Here is a 22,158-nt window from a genome sequence, read left to right as displayed (position 1 = left end):
AATCAGTTGCGGGCCCCATGGTAGAGAAAATTTGGGAACAGTGTTGTGAGGTAATCCGTTGTAGGGGGCATGGGATTTCTTTTCGCACCATCGCCAAAGCTTGTCGACGCCAACTCCGCCCTCCCCGGCCGCCCCGAGCCCATCCTTGCCAACCCGCGCGAGCACGCGGTGCTGGGCACTCCCACCACAGGGCCGTGGCGCGAGGGGCAAAAACGCGTGCTGGTGGGCATCGGTTGTTTCTGGGGCGTGGAGAAGATGTACTGGCAGATGGACGGCGTGAACTCCACGTCGGTGGGCTACGCCGGCGGGATCACTCCGAACCCGACCTACCGCGAGGTGTGCTCCGGGCAGACCAACCACGTCGAAGCGGTGGAGGTGGTCTACGACCCGAAGGTGATCACGCTGAAAGAAATTGTGAAGGCCGCGCTGGAGGCGCACGATCCGACGCAGGGCTACCGCCAGGGCAACGACGTGGGCACGCAGTACCGCTCCGCCTTCTACACCGACACTGAAGAAGAGGCGGAGCAGATCCGCGGGTGGATCCGCCAGTATGAGCAGGACCTGCAAAGTGCCGGTTACGGCGACATCACCACCGAGGTGAAATCGGTGGAGGCCGACGGCGTGCGCTACTACCTGGCCGAGGAAGAGCACCAGCAGTACCTGCACAAGGTGCCAAACGGATACTGCCCGCACCACTCCACCGGCGTGGCCTGCGGGATTTAGTTAGTAGCCGTGCTTTGAAGGGAAACCGCCCTTAGGCATGCGGGTCTTCGTGGCGTCGCTGTGGATCCAGCGCGACACACGCACCAGCTCGGGGCGGGAAAGCGCTTCGGGGCGCGCGTCATCGCCCGCGCCGTGGATGACCGCGTTCCAATAGGCGACCGTCTCATCGTGGTAGTTGTGCCCGTGCGGCGAGGGGTAGTCCTTCGACGGCAGCTGGTCAATGCCCACCTGCCAGTACGTCACCAGCGGCATCCACCGCATCGTGTCCAGCGCGTCCAAGTGCTGGGCAGCCGGGGCGGGCTCGCCGCGCGACCCCGGTTCTTTCAGCCAATCCGGGGCCTTCCACGCCAGGGACGGCTCCCACCACACCACCGGGTCGGAAGCGTGCTGGGCGAAGACGAACCGGGGTTCTTCCCAGGTGCTGGTGTAGGCGTTGCCGCGGAAGTCGTGGCGCAGGTGTGCGGGGTGGGCGGTGAAGCGGACGTGGCGGCCGCCGTCGACAAGCGGGAGGCGCTGCGGGGAGCCCTTCTCGCGGTGCCTGGTCAGGTAGCTGTGGTTGCGGGCGAACCCGGGCGTGCCAGTGAACACCCCGCCTGAGGTGTGCTCGAGAAATTCCTCGACGGTTTCGAACGCGTCCGAGACCCCGTACGCGCCCAGCGACTCGCCACCGACGTACAGCTTCGGGCGATCGTTGGGGTCGATGCTCTCCAGCTCGCGGCGGATCGCCTCAATGAGCACACGCGAGGAGTTCACCGGATTTTTGCGGTCCGCCAAGTACGAATACGCCGAGGGCAGGTAGGAGTACTGCATGGCCACCACGGCCGAGTCGCCGCGGGTGACAAACTCGAAGCCCGAGGTGTGGAAGTCGTTGATCCACCCCGTGCCCGCTGCCGACATCACCGCGATGTGGCTGCGTTCGAAGGCACCGGTGCGGTGCATCTCCTTGATTGCGACGGCGGCCATAGCCTCGAAATCCGGGGTGTCCTCCTCGCCCAAGTCTAGGCCCACGAAGATGCGGATCGGCTCCTTCGCTTCGCCCTCGAGCAGGCGCTCAATGTCGGCCTTGCGAGGCCCTCCGGCCACCACCGCGCGGCCCTGGCGGCCCATCGTGTTCCAATCCACCAGCGAGTCAGGCGAACCGGAACGCTCGACGCGCTGCGGCTGGTCCGCGCCACGCATGAACTCGCGATCCAGCTCCTGGGCCTGGCGGCTCACACGCACCGCGAAGCGGCGCACCACCATCTGGTCGCCCACCAAAATCAGCAGGGCGCCGCCGCCCGCGATCGCCAGCGGCCAGGACGCCACCGGCGGCAGCTTCTTGCCTAGTAGTTCGTTGATCGCGTCGATGAACGCCTGGATCGCGTCACCGATCAGCAGCACCACGCCGTAGCCCAGCGTGCCCAGCGTGATGCCGAGGATCTGCGGGCTGACCTTGAACTTCTCGTCGCTTTCCACCAGCTGTTCCTGGTGCGCGCGCCTGCGCAACGACGTGACAAACACGCCCGCGGTCACGCCCGTCATGGCCAGGCGCACCGGGGCCGGCAACGGGCTCTTTGTGGAATCCGGCACTGCTGGGCGGAGGGCTTGCGAAGCTACCGTCGCAAAGCCATGGCCAATGCCCTGCAACACACCGACGTTCGCTGCCGTCGCCCACCAACTGTGCGGCAGAAGCGACGGCGAAACCGCACCCCAAGTAGCCACCTCAGCCCCCGCAAGCCCCGCCCGGAAACTCGGCGGCAAACGGCGCTGACCACTCATGCGCACGCCCGGGGAAATATCAGCCAACACCTCCAACACGCCCATCGGCAACGCCAGCACACCGTCGCGCCTGACGGAATAGCGCGAACGCGCGCGTTGCAGCGCATCCGGCAGCTGATCGAAAGCCTTACGGGCGTGGTCGAGGAAGTTGGAAGGCACGGAAGCGATTGTTCCAAAAATCTTCCGGTCGCGGGGCCCGCTGCGCGCGGGTAGCCTCGGGGGCCGTGAGCGAACTGAAGGTTCCCAAGATTGTTGCGCACCGCGGATTCTCCGGCCACCACCCGGAGCTGACGCGCCAGGCGTTCGAAGAAGCGTTGAAACTGCCCATCCACGGCATCGAATGCGACGTGCGCCTAAGCCGCGACGGGCGCGTGGTGGTCTTCCACGACTCTTCGGTCAACCGCACCACCGACGGCCGCGGGCGCGTGGACTGCATGGACTTCGCCGATTTGCGCCGGCTCAACTGCGGCACCGCCGACGAGCCGCAGCAAATCATGTGCCTGGAAGAACTGCTTGAACTCATGCAGGACTACCCCGACAAGCACATCTACATCGAAACCAAGCACCCCACCATCTACGGGCCCGAAGTGGACGAGCAGACACTCCGCACCCTGCGCTACGCCGGGCTGCACGAATCCGAAAACGTGCACGTGATCTCGTTTTCCCACCGCGCCGTGCGCTACTTCACCCACATGGCGCCCGAGTTGGAGACCTTCTACCTGTTCCGCCTGAAGGAAATGCGGTGGAACAGAAAGAGCCACATGTTCTCCCGCCCCTACGGCGTCGGGCCTGCGCTGCAGCACCTGCAGCTGCGCCAAGAGCTACTGGGCTACCGGGGCCTGCGCACCTACACCTGGACCGTGAACACCCCGCGCCAGATGCGCTGGTGCGCCGACAACGGCGTCGACGTGATCGCCACCGACCTCCCCGACATCGCGCTCGCCGCGTTTGAGCAGGTGCCGGCCGCGGCGGTGGCGGGGTAGGTACTTCGATGACCGGCATCATCGCCCACCGCGGCTTCAACGGCCTGTACCCAGAAAACACGCGCCGTGCGTTCGAAGAAGCGCTCAAGCTGGACATCGTAGGTATCGAGTGCGACGTAAACCTTTCCAAAGACGGCCAGGTGGTGGTTATTCACGACCTGAGTGTGGACCGCACTGGGGATGGCACTGGCGAAGTTGCGCAGATGACTATCGACGAGCTCCGCAAACTCAACGTCGGCACCGACGATGATCCGCAGCAGATCATGCTGCTGGACGAGCTGCTGGACCTGCTCGACCGATATCCCGGCAAACACATTCTGATTGAGACGAAGCACCCATCGCCGTTCGGCGCGGCGCTCGAGGAGGCAGTCGCCGAGGTGCTGCGCTCACGCGGAATGGAGACGGACGAGCGGGTGCACCTTATTTCTTTTGATCCTGGCGCGATTGAGCGGTTCCAGCGATTGCTCCCTGATATCGAGACGTTCCTGCTGGTGAATGATGCGTTTTCACCCGTGGGAGAATGCGGCGCCGGCCCGAGTGTGCGGCAAGCCAAAGCGCAGCCTGAGCTTCTCGACGGACGGTTCCGTACCTACGTGTGGACCGTGAACCTGCCCAGGGACATGATGTGGTTGAACAAACACGGCGCGACATTAATCGGCACGGACTTGCCGCACATCGCGCTGGAGACACTGTCTTAAACCTTGACGGGTGTGGGTGTGCTGTAGATTTGCGCCCATGGTGCAACGCAAGCCGAAAAAGAAGAAGAACCGCGAGGACCTGCCCGAGGGCATGACCCGCCGCGAGGCCAAGCTGGCCGCCCGCGCAGCCGAGCGCGAGAAGCTGCAGAAGGACCCCCGCCCGTTCGGCGGCCTAGCCGCAGAGGCGGACCTGGTCGCCCTGCAGGAGTTCGTGCCGTCCGCTGTGACCACCTTTGACATCAAGGGCACCCCGGTGAACATCGCCACCGTGCTGCCGGGCGCCGGCGCCGCGTTGGTGCGCGAGGAGTCCCAGGGCGGCGAGCGTTTCGTGGCCCTGCAGGTCACCTCTCACTCCCAGAACCCGGGCCGCGACCTCGCGTACGCCCTGAACTGGGTCGTCGATGCGGCCCCGGGCGAGACGCTGCAGTCCACCGTCGCCGACGGTTCGCAGCCGGAACTCACTTCGCTTATCGACGCCTCCGCCACCCCCGACATCACCACCTACCAGGACTTCTCCTGGTGGTTCCCCGAGGGTGCCGCAGTACCGCCGCAGATCCAGCAGGCGCTGCAGCAGGCCAACGACGCCGTCCTGCCGTCCGAGAAGGTCGGCGCGGACCTGCCGGGCGCGATCTGGTGGGTCAACCCCGGCGGTGGCAAGGCCCACATCCGCTGGGTGCGCACCGAGGACAACGAGGCGCAGATGCTCTCCGCGCTGGCCCGCATCGCCGCACGCGGCGAGCTCAACCTGGGCGAAGGCACCAAGTTCGCCGGCGCCTTCCGCACCCACGGCCTGGTCGTGCCGGTGTTCGACCTCGACCCGTCCGTGGACGCAGGCTCCTACGATGAAGCGCTGACCGCGCTGAACAAGCAGATCGAGGCGGAGTACGCCAACGACGCTGCGCTGACTGCCGACGAGCGCAAGCAGCTGGACAACATCAAGTCCCGCCAGGTGACCATCTAGCGCTCGTTGCTGGCTCGCGCTGCGTGGGACGTTCGCGCTGCGCGGGACGTTCGCGCCAAACTAGCGCACCAATACACGTGCAGCGCCCCACACCCCACGCCCCGCTGCGCGACCCCAAACCGTAAACCGGCTACCCTCTGAAAAATCGCGAGGGAGCCGGTTCTAGGTAGCCGGTTTCTTTGTGGATCCTGAGATTTCCGCGACTGTCGAGGGGGCGACAGCCTTTGTATCTTCGCACTACATTGCGGTTTCGAGACAGGTGCGATCAGTTGGCTGAACGTTTTCTTTAATACAACTTTAAGTTCACTGCGTGTTCATGGACGGAGCTTACGGTGCTCCGCATGAGTTCGATGATTCCGGCTGTCTCCGTGGAGCCCGAGGTCTCCAAGGAGTATGCGGCATCCCGTGGCAAGGGACGCCGGAAAGTTGACTGGCGCCAAGTTGGCTTAGCTGCCCTGTTAATCGGCCCTAACCTGCTGTTGCTGATTCTGTTTACCTACCGTCCGCTGGTAGACAACATTCGCATTTCCTTCTACAACTGGAACATCTCATCGCCGTCGATGACGTGGGTCGGGCTGCAGAACTATATCGACTGGTTCCAGGCTCCCGAGACGAAGACGATCGTCTGGAACACCCTGATCTTCACCTTCTTTGCAGTAGCGGGATCGATGGTGATTGGGCTTGCGCTCGCCGTGCTGCTCGACCAGAAACTGTTCGGGCGCGCCGCGGTGCGTTCCATGGTGTTTGCCCCGTACGTCATCGCCGGTGCTGCCATTGGCGTGGCCTTCCAGTTTGTGTTCGACCCGCGCTACGGGTTGATCCAGTACTTCCTCAACCTGATGAACATTCCGGTGCCGAATTTCTATCAGAACTCCGGCTGGGCGCTGTTCATGATCACGGTGACGTATATCTGGAAAAATGTGGGCTACGTCTTTGTCATCTACTTGGCGGCGCTGCAGGGGCGGCGGCACGATCTGGACGAGGCAGCCGAAATTGACGGAACGTCTGCCTCGCGCCACTTTTTCCGGGTGGTCCTGCCTCAGCTGCGTGGAACCACTTTCTTCCTGCTGATCACGGTCCTGCTCAGCTCCTTCCAGGTCTTCGACATCATCAACGCGATGACCAGGGGAGGCCCGTTCACCTACGGCACCACAACGATGGTGTTCCAAGTCTACACCGAGACCTTCGTCAACGGCCGTGCCGGTTATGGCGCCGCGGTGGCGACGGTCATGTTCTTGGTGGTCCTGATCATCACTGTGCTCCAGATCAAGCTGCAGGAAAGGTTGGACAAGTAAATGTCGACGAAATTCTCGGCTGAGTCCGGCAACACCGCGAAACCAGCGCGCCAGCGCCCGGCGGCGATCGTTCGAGACGAAGATTCTCTGCCGCCGGTGCCCGGCAGCCAGGGGTCCGGCGAGCCAGTGATCACCGACGCGCAGCGCAAGCGCAAAGGTGCACCGGCCGAAGCGAGCTCCAAGGGCATGAAGGTGCTGGGGTACATCGCCTTGGTGCTGACAGTGCTGATGATCTTGGTGCCGCTGTATTTCATCGTGATCACGTCGTTCAAGACCTACCAGGACGTGTATTCGGACCCGATCACGTTCTGGCCGGACCCGTTGGTGCCGGAGAACTACGCGCGTGTGTGGGAGACATCCGGTTTCCCGCAGTACTTGCGCAACTCCATCGGCATCACACTCATCCTCACTGTGATCAAGGTCGTGCTTGGCGTGTTGTCCGCGTACGCTTTCGCCTTCCTCCGCTTCCCGGGACGGAACTTGCTGTTCCTGCTGGTGATTGCGGCGCTAATGGTGCCGAACCAGATCACGATCATTTCCAACTACGCGCTCGCTGCGTCGTTAGGCTGGCGCGACACCTGGACTGGTGTGATCGTTCCGCTGGCTGGAGTGGCGTTCGGGTGCTTCCTCATGCGCAACCACTTCCAGTCCCTGCCCGTGGAGATCATCGAGGCAGCCGAGATGGACGGTGCCGGCTTTTTCACTCGGCTGTTCAAGGTGGTTCTGCCGATGTCTTGGCCGACCCTGTCCGCGTTCCTGCTCATCACTGTGGTCAATGAGTGGAACGAGTACCTCTGGCCGTTCCTGATTACGGATACCCCGGCCGCAGCCACGCTCCCCGTCGGTCTGACCCGACTGCAGGATGCGGAGGGCCTGACCAACTGGGCACCCGTGATGGCCGGCACGGTGCTGACCACGCTTCCCATGATCGTCGTGTTCATCTTGCTGCAGAAGCAGATGATCAAGGGTCTGACCGCGGGCGCCGTCAAGGGCTAACCCGCCACACACTCCCCGTATCAATTCAAGAATGGAGAAACCCATGTCCACCAATTCTTTGACCAAGCGTTTTGGGGCCGCCGCACTGGCTGCTCTCACCGCTGTCTCCCTGACCGCATGCGCAGGTGGCTCTACCAGCGACGGCGGCGACACCGGCGGGAACGCCTCCGGCGATGAGAACACGATCGTCTTCTGGTCCAACCACCCGGGTAAGTCCCGAGACCTAGAGCAGGAGCTCATCGATGCGTTTGAGGAAGAAAACCCGGATCTGACTGTGGAACTGGTCGACGGCGGCGCCAACTACGAAGAGCTGGCGCAGAAGTTCAACGCCGCACTCGCGGGCTCTGACCTGCCGGACGTCATCGTCGCTTCTGACGTGACCTGGTTCAACTTCGCGCTGAACGACGCCACCACTCCGCTGGACGAGCTCTGGGAGTCTGAAAACATCGACTCCGATTCGTACGTGGACACCCTGCGCGACGACTACCTGTACGACGGCAAGCACTACGGCGTGCCGTACTCCCGTTCCACCAACCTCATGTACTGGAACACTGACGATCTGGCTGCCGCAGGCTTGCCGACGGATCGCGGCCCAGAGACCTGGCAGGAGTTCGATGAGTGGGCGGGCAAGCTCAAGGAGCAAACGGGCAACCCTGCGCTGACCATTCCGGATGGCTCGACCTACCTCGACTGGTACTTCCAGGGCATGGTGTGGGCGTTCGGTGGCGGCTACTCCGACGAGTGGGAGCCGACCTTCTCCGACCCGAAGACCGTCGAGGCAGGTAAGTTCCTGCAGGACCAGGTGCAGAAGGGACACATCGAGATCAGCACCGACCCGACTGTCGCCTTCGGCAACGGCAATGCGTCGGCACTGCTGGAATCGACGGGTTCCCTGGGCGGACTGAAGGACTCCGCAACGATCCCGTTCATCACTACCTACCTGCCGGGCCCTGGCCCGTCCGCAGCCACCGGTGGCGCTGGCTTGGCAGTGCCGAACGACATTTCTGATGCCCGCAAGAAGAATGCGGTGAAGTTCATCGACTTCATCACCAACACCGAGAACACCATTAAGTTCTCGCAGAAGACCGGTTACATGCCGGTGCGTAAGGACGCGCTGGAGAACGCGGAGGAGCGCAAGTTCCTGGATGAGAACCCGAACGCAGAGACCGCGATCAAGCAGCTGAACGAAAACACGAAGCCACAGGACTACGCGCGTGTGTTCGTGCCGGGCGGTGGCAAACGCATCGGTGGCGCTTTGGACAAGATCACTGTTGGCGGCCAGGACGTGGAGCAGGTCTTCGCTGATCTTGACAAGGAAACCCAGCAGGTCATCGACCGCGATATCGCCCCGAAGTTGGACAAGTAGCCGACCTGGCTCGAGCACGAAAAGGACTGGCACATGGCAACCGTCGAATTCCGACAGGCGTCCCGCATCTACGACCCGTCACGCCCACCGGCAGTCAGCCGTATCAGCCTGGACATCGCCGATGGCGAGTTCCTGGTCCTTGTCGGCCCATCCGGCTGCGGCAAGTCCACAACCCTGCGCATGCTCGCAGGATTGGAGCCGGTGGATGAAGGCCAGATCTTCATCGACGGCAAGGACGTGACTGAGACGCGGCCGCGCGACCGGGACGTAGCCATGGTGTTCCAGTCGTATGCGCTCTACCCGAACATGACAGCCCGCCAGAACATGGCGTTTGCGCTGGAAAACGCGAAGGTAGACAAGGCGACCATCGCAGAGCGCGTGGATTTCGCCGCGAAGATGCTCGAGTTGGAAGACCTCATCGACAAAAAGCCGGCTGCCATGTCCGGTGGCCAGCGGCAGCGCGTCGCGATGGGGCGTGCCATCGTGCGCGAGCCCAAGGTGTTCCTCATGGACGAGCCGCTTTCCAACCTGGACGCCAAGCTGCGTGTGTCTACGCGTGCGCAGATCCTGCAGCTGCAGCGCAAGCTGAACACGACCACGGTTTACGTCACCCATGACCAGACTGAGGCGATGACCATGGGCGACCGGGTTTGTGTGCTGAAGAAGGGGATCCTCCAGCAGGTGGATACTCCGGCAAATCTGTACAGCAACCCGGGCAATACGTTCGTCGCGTCGTTTATCGGCTCGCCGGCGATGACGTTGATCGACAATGTTCCGTTTATCGACGGCCACGTTGTCGGCGGTAAGGGCCATGCCCTGGACTACTTCATCCCCCGCGTACTCGCGGCCAAGGTGGAGTCCGAGCGCGTCATCGTCGGGGTGCGCCCGGAGAACTGGGAAATCGTTGGTGTGAACCAGCCGGGGCAGCACTACGGCTTGCCGGTCGAGGTGGACATTGTGGAGCACCTGGGTTCCGACCTGTACGTCTACGGGCACCGCCAGGAAACCGCAGACAGCGTGATCGCGGTACGCGGCGACCGCATTACGGTCAAGGTGCCGCGTGGCATCGAGGTTGACCACGGAGACACCATCTACCTGCGGCCGATGGAGGGCGGCGTAGTCTTCTTCGACCCGGATACCGAGATCAACTACGACTACCTCTAGCGCACCGGGGCAAGTCGAATAGACCCAGCTATTCGCCGACCTTTCGGCAAATAGCTGGGTCTATTTGGATCTCAGCGCCGCGCGCTACCCGTAGACCTTTTCGCCGGCGACCCAGGTCTGCCAGGTGATCGGCATGCCCGGGCGGTACGCCAGGTTGATGGCGTTCTCGGCGTCGAGGATGTGCAGGTCGGCGGCCGCGCCGGGCACGAGGGTGCCCTTCGCCGGGCGGCCCTGGGGGTCCTTGCCGTCGCCGACGTTGTGGCGTCGCAAGGCCTTCGCGCCGCCAGTGGTGGCAGCCTCGATCGCCTCGTCGAGGGTGAGGTGCTGCTGCAGCACCGCGGTGGTGACGCAGAAGTTCATCGAGGACGTAAACGACGTGCCCGGGTTGAGGTTGGAGGCGATGGCGACGGTGGCGCCGGCGTCGATGAGCTTGCGGCCGGGTGCGAGCTCCTCGCGGGTGGACAGGTCGCAGGCGGGCAGCAGCGTGGCCACGGTGTCCGATTCCGCGAGCAGCTTGATGTCCTCGTCGGACAGGTAGTTCACGTGGTCGACGCTGGCGGCGCCCATTTCCACGGCGAGCTTCACGCCGGGGCCTTCGCCGAGCTGGTTGCCGTGCACGCGAACGCCCAGGCCAGCGGCCTTGCCAGCCTCGAGGACGCGGCGGGACTGCTCCTCGTTGAACGCGCCGCGCTCGCAGAACACGTCGATCCACTGCACGTGGTCCTTCACCGCGTCGAGCATCGGGCCGACGACCTCGTCGAGGTACTCCTCGGCGTCCGCCCCCGGCGGCACGAGGTGGGCGCCGAGGAAGGTGACTTCGTCGACGTGGCGGGCGGCCACGCGCGCGGCCTCGGCCTCGGATTCGACGTTGAGGCCGTAGCCGGTCTTGGTTTCAAAGGTGGTGGTGCCCAGCGCCTGCGCCGCGGCGATGCGCTCCGCCACCAATTTGTCCAGGCGCTCCTCGCCCGCGGAGCGGGTGGCTTCCATGGTCACGGCGATGCCGCCGGCAGCGTAGCCTTCGCCGGCCATGCGCGCCTCGAACTCCTCGGCGCGGTTGCCGTCGAAGACCATGTGCGAGTGGGAATCCACCCAGCCGGGGAGCACAGCTCGCTTCTCGACGTCTACAGTTTCCGCCGCCTTCGCCGTCTCCGCTGGCGCCTCGCTGGCGGGGCCGACCCAGGTGACCACGCCGTCGTCGATAAGCATTGCGGCGTCTTTGATGGTGCCGAGCTCTGAGACGGTGCGCAGCTCGGAAATACCGGTGATGAAGGTGCTCATGAGTGCCTTTCTTCGGGGGTTTTGCAGGGCCCAGGGTAATGAAAAGCGCTGACGCGCCCACGAGGGCAAACGTCAGCGCATAAGAGAGGGGTTAGTCGCGTGCCTTGAACTCCATCGGGATGCGCACGCCGCGCTCCTTGGCCACCTCGTCGGCGCGGGTGTAGCCGGCGTCGACGTGGCGGATAACACCCATGCCCGGGTCGTTGGTGAGCACGGCCTTGAGCTTCGCCTCCGCAAGCTCGGTGCCGTCAGCCACCGTGACCTGGCCGGTGTGGATGGAGCGGCCCATGCCCACGCCGCCGCCGTGGTGGATGGACACCCAGGTCGCGCCGCCGGAAACGGCGGTCATGGCGTTGAGCAGCGGCCAGTCCGCGACAGCGTCGGTGCCGTCGAGCATGGACTCGGTCTCGCGGTACGGCGACGCCACGGAACCAGAGTCCAGGTGGTCGCGGCCGATGACGATCGGAGCCTTGACCTTGCCCTCCTTGACCAGGTTGTTGAAGATCACGCCGGCCTTGGCGCGCTCGCCGTAGCCCAGCCAGCAGATGCGCGCCGGCAGGCCCTCGAACTCGACGTACTCCTCAGCGGCGTCCAGCCAGCGGTGCAGGTGCTCGTTGTCCGGGAAGGCCTCCTTGATGGCCTGGTCGGTGACCTTGATGTCTTCCGGGTCGCCGGACAGCGCAACCCAGCGGAACGGGCCGAGACCCTCGCAGAACAGCGGGCGGATGTAGGCCGGGACGAAGCCCGGGAACTCGAAGGCGCGGGTGTAGCCGGCCTTGCGGGCCTCGTCGCGGATGGAGTTGCCGTAGTCGAACACCTCTGCACCCTCGTCCTGGAACTCCACCATCGCCTGCACCTGGGCGGCCATGGCCTCGCGGGCCTTCTTGGTGAAGGTGGTCGGGTCGGCGTCCGCCTCCGCGTCCCAGCTCTCGAACGGGATCTCGGTGGGCAGGTAGGACAGCGGGTCGTGCGCGGAGGTCTGGTCGGTGACGATGTCCACGGTGAACTCGCCTTCGCGGTGGCGGCGCAGCATCTCCGGGAAGATCTCCGCAGCGTTGCCCACCAGGCCCACGGACAGCGCGCGCTTCTCGTCCTTGGCCTCGGTGACCAGCTTGATTGCTTCCTCAAGGTCGGTGGTGACCTCGTCGAGGTAGCGCTTGCCCTGGCGACGCTTCAGGCGGCCCTCGTCAACGTCCACGATCAGGCAGGCGCCGCCGTTGAGGGTGACGGACAGCGGCTGTGCGCCGCCCATGCCGCCGCAGCCGCCGGTCAGGGTGAGGGTGCCGGCCAGGGTGCCGTCGAAACGCTTCTTCGCCACAGCCGCGAAGGTCTCGTAGGTGCCCTGCAGGATGCCCTGGGTGGCGATGTAGATCCAGGAACCGGCCGTCATCTGGCCGTACATCATCAGGCCCTCGTCCTCGAGCTCGCGGAAATGCTCCCAGTCAGCCCAGTCGCCCACCAGGTTGGAGTTGGCGATGAGCACGCGCGGCGCCCACTCGTTGGTCTTCCACACACCGACCGGCTTACCGGACTGCACCAGCAGGGTCTCGTCGGACTCGAGGTCCTTCAGCGTATCGACGATCGCGTCGAAGGCTTCCCAGCTGCGAGCAGCGCGACCGGTGCCACCGTAGACGACCAGGTCGTCTGGGCGCTCCGCAACCTCCGGGTCGAGGTTGTTCTGCAGCATGCGCAGCGGCGCCTCGGTCTGCCACGACTTCGCCGAGATCTCAGTGCCGCGCGGGGAGCGGACCTCGCGTGCACCTTCGGACCAGTTCTTCGCCATGGGAATTCCTTTCTGTTGTTGTCCAATCGAGGTATCGGATAGACAGTAACGCCCGTCACACGGGTTGGGCCTGGCGGTTTGGGGCGATTTGTCTCGGATATGAGACTTTTGTGTGGCGTGGGTCTTCTTCGCGCACAAACCCCGAGCAAGCGGTCCAGAGGATGCCCTGTTTTGGGGCAAACTCTGGGTCCCTTACTCGGGGTATGCGGCGGGGCGGGGTGCGCTAGAAAATCAGGTACGCGATCGGCACCGTCAGGATGATGGACAGCACCACGCGCTGGAACCAGATGATCACCATGTGGCTGATCTTGAGCGGGATGTCCGTGGCGAGCACTGCCGGGATCATCGAGGAGAAGAAGAACACCTGGCTGATGGAGACCACTCCGACGGTGAAGCGCAGCACCTCCGACTCGTGGCCGGAAACCAGTGTTGCTGGCAGGAACAGTTCGGACAGGCCGATGGCGAAGGCTTCTGAGGCCAGCCACGGGTCGGGAAGCTGGAACAGCAGCGCGAGCGGGTAGAACACCGCGCCGAGGATTTTGAACGCTGGGGTGTAAAAGGCCAGCGCCAGGCCGATGATGCCCACAGCCATGATGCCGGGGATGACCTGGATGGTCATGATCACGCCGTCTTTGAAGTTGCGCCACAGCGTCTTCGACAGTGAGTCAGCCTGCGCGAGAAACGCCATCGCTTCCTTCCACGCGGCGGCGAACACGTTGCCTTCCACGCGCTCCTCCGGTTGCGGGGTGGCGCCCGGGTAGTACTCGTCCGGGATGGTGGAAAGCGGTGGGATACGCACCACGACGATGGTGACCAGGAAGCAGACGATCAAGGTCACTGCGAAGTACACGCCCCAGATGTGCATCAGGTCCAGGGTGCGGGCCACCACAACCATGAACGTCGCGGATGCTGTGGAGAACCCGGCCGCGATGATGGACGCTTCGCGCGCGGTGTAGCCGCCGGTGCGGTACACGCGGTTGGTGATCAAAAGGCCCAGCGAGTACGAGCCCAGAAACGACGCCACTGCGTCCACCGCGGATTTGCCCGGCGTGTGGTAGACGGGTCGCATAAAGCGCTGCACCAGCACGCCGATGAACTCCATCAGGCCGAAGCCGACCAGTAGGCCGAGGAAGATTGCGCCCACCGGGATGAGCAGGCCGACGGGGATGACCAGCTTGTTCAGGATGAAGGGGCCGAGGCGTTCGTCGAAAAGAAAGGCCGGGCCGAAGCCGAAGACCAGCATCGCGCACAGCAGCACGGCCAGCGCGGAGAGGAACGCGAACACCGCGCGTGCCCGGTCTTCGCGCCACTTGCCGGTGGCGAACTGGTAGACGGCGCCGGCGGTGATCATCACCAGCGTGATGTACGGCAGCGCGGCGCTGAGCCCTTCTTGCAGCCAGCCCACGATGTGGTCCAGCAAAATCGTGTTCTTCTCGCCCACAGTGAAGGGGACGAAGAACGCGAACGAGCCGATGACGCTGTAGAGGAAGAAGCGCCACTTCTGCTTCGGGTCGGTGCTGTCTACCTCATGCGGCTCGGGCATTGAGGGCACAGGGGCAATGCCTTCGCCCTTGATCCAACGGGTGCTCCCGCCGCGGCGGCGGGTGTTGAGGGGGTCCTCCATGGTGCTGCTCCTTCGCGGAACTTTGCGCGGGTCTTAGCGCGGGTCTTCGCTCAGCCAAGACTCGATGCGGTCGTTGTGTTGCCCCAGCTCCGGCGCCGGCGTTGGCCCTTCCATGCCGGCCAGCTTGAGCGGGGAAGCGAGGGTGCGGAACCCATCCGTTTCTTCAGCAATCACGCCGCGTTCCTCCGCGAACGGGCTGCGCAGCGCCTCGTCCAGGTCGTAGACGCGGGCGGTGGGCACGCCGTGCTCTTCAAACAGTGCGATTGTCTCGGCGCGGGTTTTGGTGCTCAGCGCCTCCTCGATCAGCTCGCGCAGCGCGACGCGGTTCTCGGAGCGGGCCACTGGTTCGGCAAAGCGGTGGTCAGTGGCCATCTCCGGGATGTCCAGCGCGTTTGCCAGGCGCTCGAACAGCCGGTTCGTGGTGATAGCGATGACCACGTCGCCGTCCTTGGTCGCATACGTGGAAAACGGCGCGGACAGGCCGTGGTCGTTGCCGATGCGGGTGGGCGGGACGTCGTCGTAAAGCGCGCGCATGCCCACGGACTCCATGACGGAGATGAGTGAGTCGTACATAGCAAGATCCAGATGCTGGCCGCGGCCGGTGGATTCGCGTTGGTAGAGCGCGGAGACGGTGCCGATGGCGGCGTAGAGGCCCGGGATGAGATCGCCCAGGGAGATGCCGACGCGCGTCGGCTTGCCGTTCTGCCAGCCAGTAATGGACATGAGGCCGCTCATCGCCTGGGCGACCAGGTCGTACGCGGGTTCCTTGGCCAAAGACCCGGTCTGGCCGAAGCCGGAGATGCTCGTGACGACGAGCCGAGGGTTGACCTCCAACAGCTCCTCGGGGCCCAAACCGAGCTTCTCCAACACGCCCGGGCGGAAATTCTCCACGACCACGTCGGCGCGGCGGACCAAGTCGCGCAGCACCTCTTTGTCGTCGTCGTTTTTGAAGTCCAGCGTGATGCCCATCTTTGAGCGGTTGAACAGGCGGTAGTAGGCGGACGTGCCGTCCACGAACGGGCCGAACTGGCGCGAATCATCACCCCAGGGCGATTCCACCTTGATCACCTCGGCGCCGAGATCCGCCAGGATCATGGAGCAGAACGGGCCCGCGAGCACCCGGGATAGATCGAGGACGCGGATACCGGAAAGTGGTGCATGCATGGTGTTTCCTCCTGCCCGAACTACACGAACGCCGACTCGCCCGTGATGGAGCGGCCGACGATGAGCTGGTTGATGTCGTAGGTGCCCTCGTAGGAGTAGATCGCCTCCGCGTCGTTGAAGATTTTGGCCATGCGGTAGTCCGAGATCAGGCCGTTGCCGCCTAGGATCTCGCGGCCGAGCGCGACCGTCTCACGCATGAGCTTCGAGGTGAACGCCTTGGCCAACGCGGACTGCTCGTTGCGGGCGGAGCCGCGGTCTTCCATGCGGGCGAGCTGCGCCATCATGGACTCGGAGGCGACCAGGTTGCCCTGCATCGTGGCCAGCTTGTTCTGGTTGAGCTGGAACGAGGAGATCTTCTTGCCAAACTGGATGCGCTCGTCCGCGTAGCCGAGCGCGACGTCGAGGGCACCCATCTGCGTGCCGACGGCCTGCCAGCCCACCGTGGATCGGGCGCTCTTGAACACCTTGTTGATGTCCTTGAACGAGTTCGCGCCCTCGAGCTTGTCGCTGTCTGGGACGAAAACGTTGTCCAGGGTGATGTCGGCGTTTTGCACCGCGCGGATGGCGATGCGGTTTTCCATCAGCGTGGCGGTGTAGCCCTCCGCCGTGGTGTCCACGATGAAGCCCTTGACCTGATCGTCCTCCGGGTCGCGGGCGTAGACGGCAACGTAGTCGGAGAAGGTGGCGTTGCCGATCCAGCGCTTTGCGCCGTTGAGGATCCAGCCGCCGTCGACCTTGGTAGCGGTGGTTCGCATGCCCTGCGCGACGTCGGAACCGGCCTCCGGCTCGGTGATTGCCAGCACGCCAGTCTTGCGCACCGCGTACAAATCCGGCAGCCAGCGCTCCTTCTGCTCCTCGGAGCCAAGCAGCTCGATGCTGCCGGTGAACAGGCCGTCCTGGCCGGAGAAGAACGTGCCCACGGAGCCGTCCGCGCGGTGGATCTCTGCCGCGACCAGGCCGGCCAGCAGACGGGAGCGACCCTGGCCGCGCACGAGGCTGATGATGTTCAGCTCGCCTATCGACGGCAGCAGCTCGTGCGGGAACTCCGAGCGGTTCCAATAGTCCACGGCGATGGGCAACACCTTCTCGTTCGCCCAATCGCGGACGTTGTAGAGGATGTCCTTTTCCTCCGCGGGCAGCTCGGACTCAAAATCGTAGAAATCGCCGTTCGGGTACCGTCCAGCCATGATGAGACTCCAATCACAATCGACGCGAAACTATGGTGTGCGCGACAGTGTATGGAGGTTTTGGGAGGTCACATCTGGCTTCCCGCGCGAGTTGTCTTGGATACGAGACTCACACATGGGGGGTGTGAAGAGTAGCGGAAGAAACAAACCCTGGGATCTTAAGCCTGGGAATGGCCAAAATCGGCGCGATCCCAGGCTTTAGTTCCCAGGGTGTGCATGGGGATGGGGCGGGGTTCCTGACAAATCATGGCAGCCGTTTGTGGCGACCTGGGGTTTCCGGGCCGTCTGACAGATTCCGCCGCGAAGAGTCGGGAAAGGGGCTCCCGAGCCTGGGCCCTACCGCAGCTGGCCCACCGCGGCTTCGACGGCCTCAACGTAGTCGCCGCCCTTGACCAGCTGCACGGAGTGCTCGATTTCGGGGGAGAGGTAGCGGTCGGTGCCGGGGCCGTCGACAAGCTTGCGCAGCGCAGACACGGCCGCACCGGTGCCTGCGGAGGGCTCGCCGTCGCGCATGTCCAGAGCGCGGGCGGCGGTGAGGATCTCCACGGCGAGCACGCGCTGCAGGCCGTCGACGCTGCGGCGCAGCTTGCGGCCGGCGGACCAGCCCAAAGAGACGTGGTCTTCTTGCATCGCCGAGGACGGGATCGAGTCGGCGGAGGCCGGCACAGCGTTGCGCTTGAGCTCGCCGACGATGCCGGCCTGCGCGTACTGCGCGATCATGTGGCCGGAGTCCACACCGGGGTCGCCGGCGAGGAAGGCGTTGAGGCCGCGGTTGCGGGCGGGGTCGAGGAAGCGGTCGGTGCGCCGTTCGCTAATCGACGCCAAGTCCGCCACCACAATCGCCAAAAAGTCCAGCACGTAAGCCACGGGCGCGCCGTGGAAGTTGCCGTTGGAGGCCACGCGGCCGTCCTTGGCCACCACAGGGTTGTCGTTGGCGGCGGCGAGCTCGCGGGTAGCCACGGTGGTGACGTGGGCCAGCGTGTCGCGGAAGCCGCCGGCGACCTGCGGGGTGCAGCGGATGGAGTAGGCGTCCTGGACCTCGTTGGCCTTGAAGCCGTCCAGGGCTGCGTCGAGGATCGGCGAGCCGGCGGCGACGGTGCGGATGTTGTAGGCGGAATCCGCCTGGCCAGGGTGGGGGCGCAGCTCCTGCAAGTCCTCGTCGAAGACGGACAGGGTGCCTGTCAGGCCCTCGACGCTCATGGCGGTGGCGATGTCGGAGACCTTGGCGGCCTCGCGCAGATCAGCGATGGCCAGGCACAGCATGCCGAGCATGCCGTCGGTGCCGTTGATCAGCGCCAGGCCCTCCTTTTCGCGCAGCACCAGCGGCTCGATGCCGGCAGCCGAAAGCGCCTCAGCCGCCGGGACGATCTCGCCGCCGCGCACGCGAACTTCGCCTTCGCCGAGCAACGCCAGCGCGCAGTGCGCCAGCGGCGCCAGGTCGCCGGAGCAGCCGAGCGAGCCGTACTCGCGCACCACCGGGGTGATGCCGGCGTTGAGCGCGGCGGCGTAGGCTTCGGCGACCACGGGGCGCACGCCGGTGCGGCCGGTGCACAGCGTGGACAGACGCAGTAGCATCAGCGCGCGGATGACCTCTTCTTCCACCTCAGGGCCAGTACCTGCGGCGTGGGAACGGACCAACGAGACCTGCAGCTGGGCGCGCATGTCCTCCGGGATGTGCTTGGTGGCCAACGCGCCGAAACCGGTGGAGACACCGTAGACCGGGGTGGGATCCGCGGCGAGCTCTTCGATGCGCTTGCGGGTCGCGGCGATCTCATCCAGGGCCGCCGGGTCGATGGCTACCTCGGCTCCGTGACGGGCGACGGCCACAACATCCTCGATGGACAGGGCCCCAATTCCAACTGAAACTGTGTGCGTCATGGACGTGATAGTAGACCAAAAAAGTGCGTCTAATCACACGTTTCCAAAGAACTGGGCCCGCAGCCCCTCCGCGGCGGTGTGCAGCGCGCTGACCAGCTGTTGCGTGTCCGCGCTGCCCACGGCGAAGGTCACCGCAAGCGCCGCCGCTGGGCGCGAAAGGTGGTCCAGCACCACCACCGCCACGGACTCTTGGCCGCGCGAGATGGCTTCGTGTTCGGTGGCGAACCCTTGGCGTCGATAAGTAGAAAGCTCCTCTTTGACATCGCTGTAGCGGCGGCGCTCGCCCGAAAAGTTGTACGCGGCGCGCAGCTCCGCCTCCGGCAGCTGCGCAAGCATGATGCGCCCCGAGGCGGTCTTCAGCGACGGCAAACGCACGCCCACCTCCGTGACCAGCGACACCGCACCGGGGGCGCGCACCTCGTGCAAGTACACAATCTCCGGGCCGGCGAGACGCGTCAAGTGCGCCGAACCGCCCGCGAGCTGCGCGATCCGCGCCAGCGGCTTCGTGGCCAGCCGCACCAGCGGCTGCTGCGTGGTGTAAGCCTGCGCCATGCGGTACGACGCCAGCCCCAGCCCGTACGTGCCGGGCTTGCGCAGGTGCACCACAAACCCGGAATCCTCCAGCTCCCGCAGCAGGTGGTAGGTGGTGGAACGCGGCAGGTCCAGCTCGCGCTGGATGCGGGTGGCGGAAATCGGCGCGTCCGTGGTGGACAACAACGCCAGGATGCGCAACACATTGTGCGCGGCGGGAACCTGCGGCTTAGTCATCGCACATAGTATGCCCACGGCGCTACCCTCGGAGGGCATGAACACTGTAACTGCACCGCTTTTCACCCCCGCTTCCAACTGGACCGGCCGCAACGACGGCCCCGGCCCCGAGCACGCCCGTTGGCACAGCGTCATCGACACAACCGCCCAGCCCACCGAGGGTGCCGTGCACCTGATCGGCTACGCGTCCGACGAAGGCGTCGAACGCAACGGCGGCCGCCAGGGCGCGGCGAAAGGCCCGGAGGCGTTGCGCGCGGCCCTCGGCTCGCTCGCGGTGCACGAGAGCACATCGCTTCTCGACGCCGGCACCGTGACCACCCAAGGCACCGACCTCGAAGGCTCCCAACGCGAGCTGTCCGACCGGGTGCGCGACCTCGTGGCGGCGCAAGGCGCGGACGGGATGACTGTGGTGCTCGGCGGCGGCCACGAAACCTCCTTTGCCACCCACCGCGGCGCCTACGAAGCGATCGGGCCGATGCAGGTGATCAACTTCGACGCCCACTTCGACCTGCGCACCGAAACCCGCCCCACCTCCGGCACCCCGTTCAAGCAGATCGCCGGCCTGGTGGGCGAGGACTTCGACTACAGCGTCTTCGGCATCTCCAAGCCCAACAACACCAAGGTGCTCTTCGACACCGCCGACGAACTCGGCGGGACCACCGTGCTGGACACCGAGCTGGCGGCAATGACCGTGCGCGAGGCCGCCGAGCGCGCCCTCGCGGCCGTGGAAGGCGACCTGCCCATCCACCTGTCCATCGACCTGGACGTGCTGCCGGCGGCAGTCGCGCCGGGTGTTTCCGCCCCGGCCGGCTTCGGCGTGGAGTACGCGACGCTGCGCGCGATGGTCGCGGCCGTGGCGTCCACCGGGCGCGTTGCGCTTCTCGACGTCGTCGAGCTCAACCCTGACTTCGACGTGGACAACCGCACCGCCAAGGCCGCCGCGCGGCTGATTGACGATGCGGTTGTGGGGGCGAAGCTGCGTCGATAAGCAGCTGCTCTTTAGAAAATCAGGTGCGCCACCGGCACCGTGATCAGCACGGTGAGCACCACGCGGATGAACCAGATCTGCACCATCTTCCAGATGCTCAGCGGGATGTCGGTGGCCAGCACCGCCGGCACCATCGCCGAGAAGAAGAAGATCTGGCTCACGCACACCACAGCCATGGTGAACTTCAGCACCATGTCGTCCGAACCGGCGGACAGCGTGGCCGGCAGGAACATCTCCGCCAGGCCCGACGCCAGCGCGCCCGAGGTCGCTAACGGGTCCGGCAAGCGCAGCAACCACACCACCGGGAAGAACGCCACGCCAAGAATCTTGAACACTGGCGTGTAGGTGGCCAGCACCAGGCCGATCGTGCCCACTGCCATGATGCCCGGGGTGACCTGCACGGCCATGATCAACCCGTCGCGGAAGTTCGCCCACAGCACCTTGCCCAAAGACTCGGCGCGGTTGAGCTCAATCTTCGCCTCGCGCCACGCCGCCTTGAAACGGTTGCCCTCGACGTCTTTCTCCGGGTGCGGGGTGGCGCCCGGGTAGTAGTCCTCGGGAATGCGGGTGATGGGCGGGATGCGCACCACGATCGCGGTGACGATGAAGGTGATGATGAAGGTGATGAAGAAGTACGCGGTCCAGTGCTCCATCATGTCCAGCGTCTTGGCCACGATGACCATGAACGTGGCGGAGACGGTGGAAAATCCCGACGCGACAATCGACGCCTCGCGGCCGTTGTAGCTGCCGTTTTTGTACATGCGGTCCGTGATCAGCAGGCCCAGCGAGTACGAGCCCAAAAACGACGCCACCGCGTCCACCGCGGATTTACCCGGGGTACGGAACACCGGGCGCATGATCGGCTGCACCATCACGCCGATGAACTCCATCAGGCCGAAGCCGACCAACAGGCCGAGGAAGATCGCGCCGACCGGGATGAGCAGGCCCACCGAGATGACCAGCTTGTCCAGGATGAACGGGCCGATGTCCGGGTTGAACAGCCACGCCGGGCCGAAGCCGAACGTGAGCATCGCGCACAAAACGATCGCCAGCACCGACAGCGCCGCGAACGCCATGCGCGGGTAATCCTCTTTCCAGCGCCCGGAGACGAACTGGTAGACCGTGCCCGCGATGATGGCGAACAACGCCAGGTAGCGGGTGCCTTCCCCGAGCGTGGTGGTGATCCAGCTGACGATGTGGTCCAACAGAATCGTGGACTTGGAATCGCCGATGGTAAACGGCACGAAGAACGCGAAGATGCCGATGGCGCTGTAGACGAAGAAGCGCCACACCGCCTTCGGCTTTGGGTCAGTCTCCGGTGCGGTGCTTCGCTGACCGGGCTGCTCCGTGCCGGTGATGCTTTCGGTGTTGTCGGTGGGATCCTCGATGCCTTCGAAGCGAGGGTTGTCCAGCTCCGAGATGAGCGCCTCCGCACCCGCAGGCAAGTTCTTCACCGGCCATGCGGGGGAAAACCTGCGCCGGGAGTGCACCGGCTTCGCAGTCTCGTTCATTGTGTCCTTCCATCTGTTGCGTTCAGCACCGCA

18 protein-coding genes are annotated in these 22,158 nt (G+C 64.8%); 9 read left to right on the top strand and 9 right to left on the bottom strand.

Annotated elements, in window-relative coordinates:
- Positions 1-69: 69 nt before the first annotated feature.
- Positions 70-723 (top strand): peptide-methionine (S)-S-oxide reductase MsrA, encoded by a 654-nt coding sequence (gene msrA / locus CAFEL_RS10460; RefSeq protein WP_194560523.1) that lies wholly within the window; start codon positions 70-72, stop codon positions 721-723.
- Here the strand turns inward: msrA and CAFEL_RS10455 are convergent, their stop codons facing one another.
- Positions 724-2,640, bottom strand: coding sequence for an alpha/beta-hydrolase family protein (locus CAFEL_RS10455; protein ID WP_290172048.1), 1,917 nt, complete (start codon positions 2,638-2,640; stop codon positions 724-726).
- A 65-nt stretch (positions 2,641-2,705) separates the two neighbouring features.
- Here CAFEL_RS10455 and CAFEL_RS10450 point away from each other — a divergent pair, with 65 nt between their 5' ends.
- The 7 genes from CAFEL_RS10450 (at position 2,706) to CAFEL_RS10420 (ending at position 9,944) form a co-directional block, all read left to right on the top strand.
- Positions 2,706-3,464, top strand: coding sequence for a glycerophosphodiester phosphodiesterase (locus CAFEL_RS10450; protein ID WP_194560524.1), 759 nt, complete (start codon positions 2,706-2,708; stop codon positions 3,462-3,464).
- Between the two features lie 8 nt (positions 3,465-3,472).
- Positions 3,473-4,162, top strand: coding sequence for a glycerophosphodiester phosphodiesterase (locus CAFEL_RS10445; protein ID WP_194560525.1), 690 nt, complete (start codon positions 3,473-3,475; stop codon positions 4,160-4,162).
- Positions 4,163-4,199: 37 nt separating this feature from the next.
- The gene (locus tag CAFEL_RS10440; protein ID WP_194560526.1) at positions 4,200-5,123 is read left to right on the top strand and encodes a DUF5926 family protein; all 924 of its coding nucleotides are present in this window, start codon (positions 4,200-4,202) and stop codon (positions 5,121-5,123) included.
- 341 nt (positions 5,124-5,464) lie between these two features.
- Entirely contained in the window at positions 5,465-6,418 is a 954-nt protein-coding gene (locus CAFEL_RS10435; RefSeq protein ID WP_194560527.1) for a carbohydrate ABC transporter permease, read from the top strand.
- Positions 6,419-6,604: 186 nt separating this feature from the next.
- Complete coding sequence (locus CAFEL_RS10430) at positions 6,605-7,414, top strand: carbohydrate ABC transporter permease (protein WP_394354803.1); 810 nt, start codon at positions 6,605-6,607, stop codon at positions 7,412-7,414.
- Positions 7,415-7,457: 43 nt separating this feature from the next.
- The gene (locus tag CAFEL_RS10425) at positions 7,458-8,780 is read left to right on the top strand and encodes an ABC transporter substrate-binding protein (protein ID WP_228496434.1); all 1,323 of its coding nucleotides are present in this window, start codon (positions 7,458-7,460) and stop codon (positions 8,778-8,780) included.
- Positions 8,781-8,813: 33 nt separating this feature from the next.
- Positions 8,814-9,944, top strand: coding sequence for an ABC transporter ATP-binding protein (locus CAFEL_RS10420; RefSeq protein WP_194560530.1), 1,131 nt, complete (start codon positions 8,814-8,816; stop codon positions 9,942-9,944).
- 84 nt (positions 9,945-10,028) lie between these two features.
- Here CAFEL_RS10420 and hutI read toward each other — a convergent pair whose 3' ends face one another.
- The 7 genes from hutI to CAFEL_RS10385 all read right to left on the bottom strand — a co-directional run bounded on the left by hutI (position 10,029) and on the right by CAFEL_RS10385 (position 19,626).
- On the bottom strand, positions 10,029-11,222 hold the full coding sequence (gene hutI, locus CAFEL_RS10415; RefSeq protein WP_194560531.1) for an imidazolonepropionase: 1,194 nt from the start codon (positions 11,220-11,222) through the stop codon (positions 10,029-10,031).
- A 91-nt stretch (positions 11,223-11,313) separates the two neighbouring features.
- Entirely contained in the window at positions 11,314-13,005 is a 1,692-nt protein-coding gene (gene hutU / locus CAFEL_RS10410; RefSeq protein ID WP_194560532.1) for a urocanate hydratase, read from the bottom strand.
- A 223-nt stretch (positions 13,006-13,228) separates the two neighbouring features.
- A complete protein-coding gene (locus CAFEL_RS10405) occupies positions 13,229-14,629 on the bottom strand; it encodes a YjiH family protein (protein ID WP_228496435.1) in 1,401 nt (466 codons plus the stop codon).
- Between the two features lie 33 nt (positions 14,630-14,662).
- Positions 14,663-15,793 carry a CaiB/BaiF CoA transferase family protein gene (locus tag CAFEL_RS10400; protein WP_181889266.1) on the bottom strand — a complete coding sequence of 377 codons (1,131 nt, stop codon included), beginning with the start codon at positions 15,791-15,793 and terminating at the stop codon, positions 14,663-14,665.
- Between the two features lie 20 nt (positions 15,794-15,813).
- Positions 15,814-16,980, bottom strand: a complete 1,167-nt coding sequence (locus CAFEL_RS10395; protein WP_181889265.1) for an acyl-CoA dehydrogenase family protein — start codon at positions 16,978-16,980, stop codon at positions 15,814-15,816.
- Positions 16,981-17,316: 336 nt separating this feature from the next.
- The gene (gene hutH / locus CAFEL_RS10390; protein WP_194560533.1) at positions 17,317-18,858 is read right to left on the bottom strand and encodes a histidine ammonia-lyase; all 1,542 of its coding nucleotides are present in this window, start codon (positions 18,856-18,858) and stop codon (positions 17,317-17,319) included.
- Between the two features lie 33 nt (positions 18,859-18,891).
- Complete coding sequence (locus CAFEL_RS10385; protein WP_194560534.1) at positions 18,892-19,626, bottom strand: IclR family transcriptional regulator; 735 nt, start codon at positions 19,624-19,626, stop codon at positions 18,892-18,894.
- A gap of 37 nt (positions 19,627-19,663) precedes the next feature.
- Between CAFEL_RS10385 and hutG the strand changes: the two genes are divergently transcribed.
- The gene (gene hutG / locus CAFEL_RS10380; protein WP_194560535.1) at positions 19,664-20,614 is read left to right on the top strand and encodes a formimidoylglutamase; all 951 of its coding nucleotides are present in this window, start codon (positions 19,664-19,666) and stop codon (positions 20,612-20,614) included.
- An 11-nt stretch (positions 20,615-20,625) separates the two neighbouring features.
- Here hutG and CAFEL_RS10375 read toward each other — a convergent pair whose 3' ends face one another.
- The gene (locus CAFEL_RS10375; RefSeq protein ID WP_194560536.1) at positions 20,626-22,125 is read right to left on the bottom strand and encodes a YjiH family protein; all 1,500 of its coding nucleotides are present in this window, start codon (positions 22,123-22,125) and stop codon (positions 20,626-20,628) included.
- Between the last annotated feature and the right edge of the window lie 33 nt (positions 22,126-22,158).

It is taken from the genome of Corynebacterium afermentans subsp. lipophilum, assembly GCF_030408375.1.
In the GTDB taxonomy this organism is placed as follows: Bacteria; Actinomycetota; Actinomycetes; order Mycobacteriales; family Mycobacteriaceae; genus Corynebacterium; species Corynebacterium lipophilum.
This window is presented reverse-complemented; position numbering and strand designations above follow the sequence as displayed.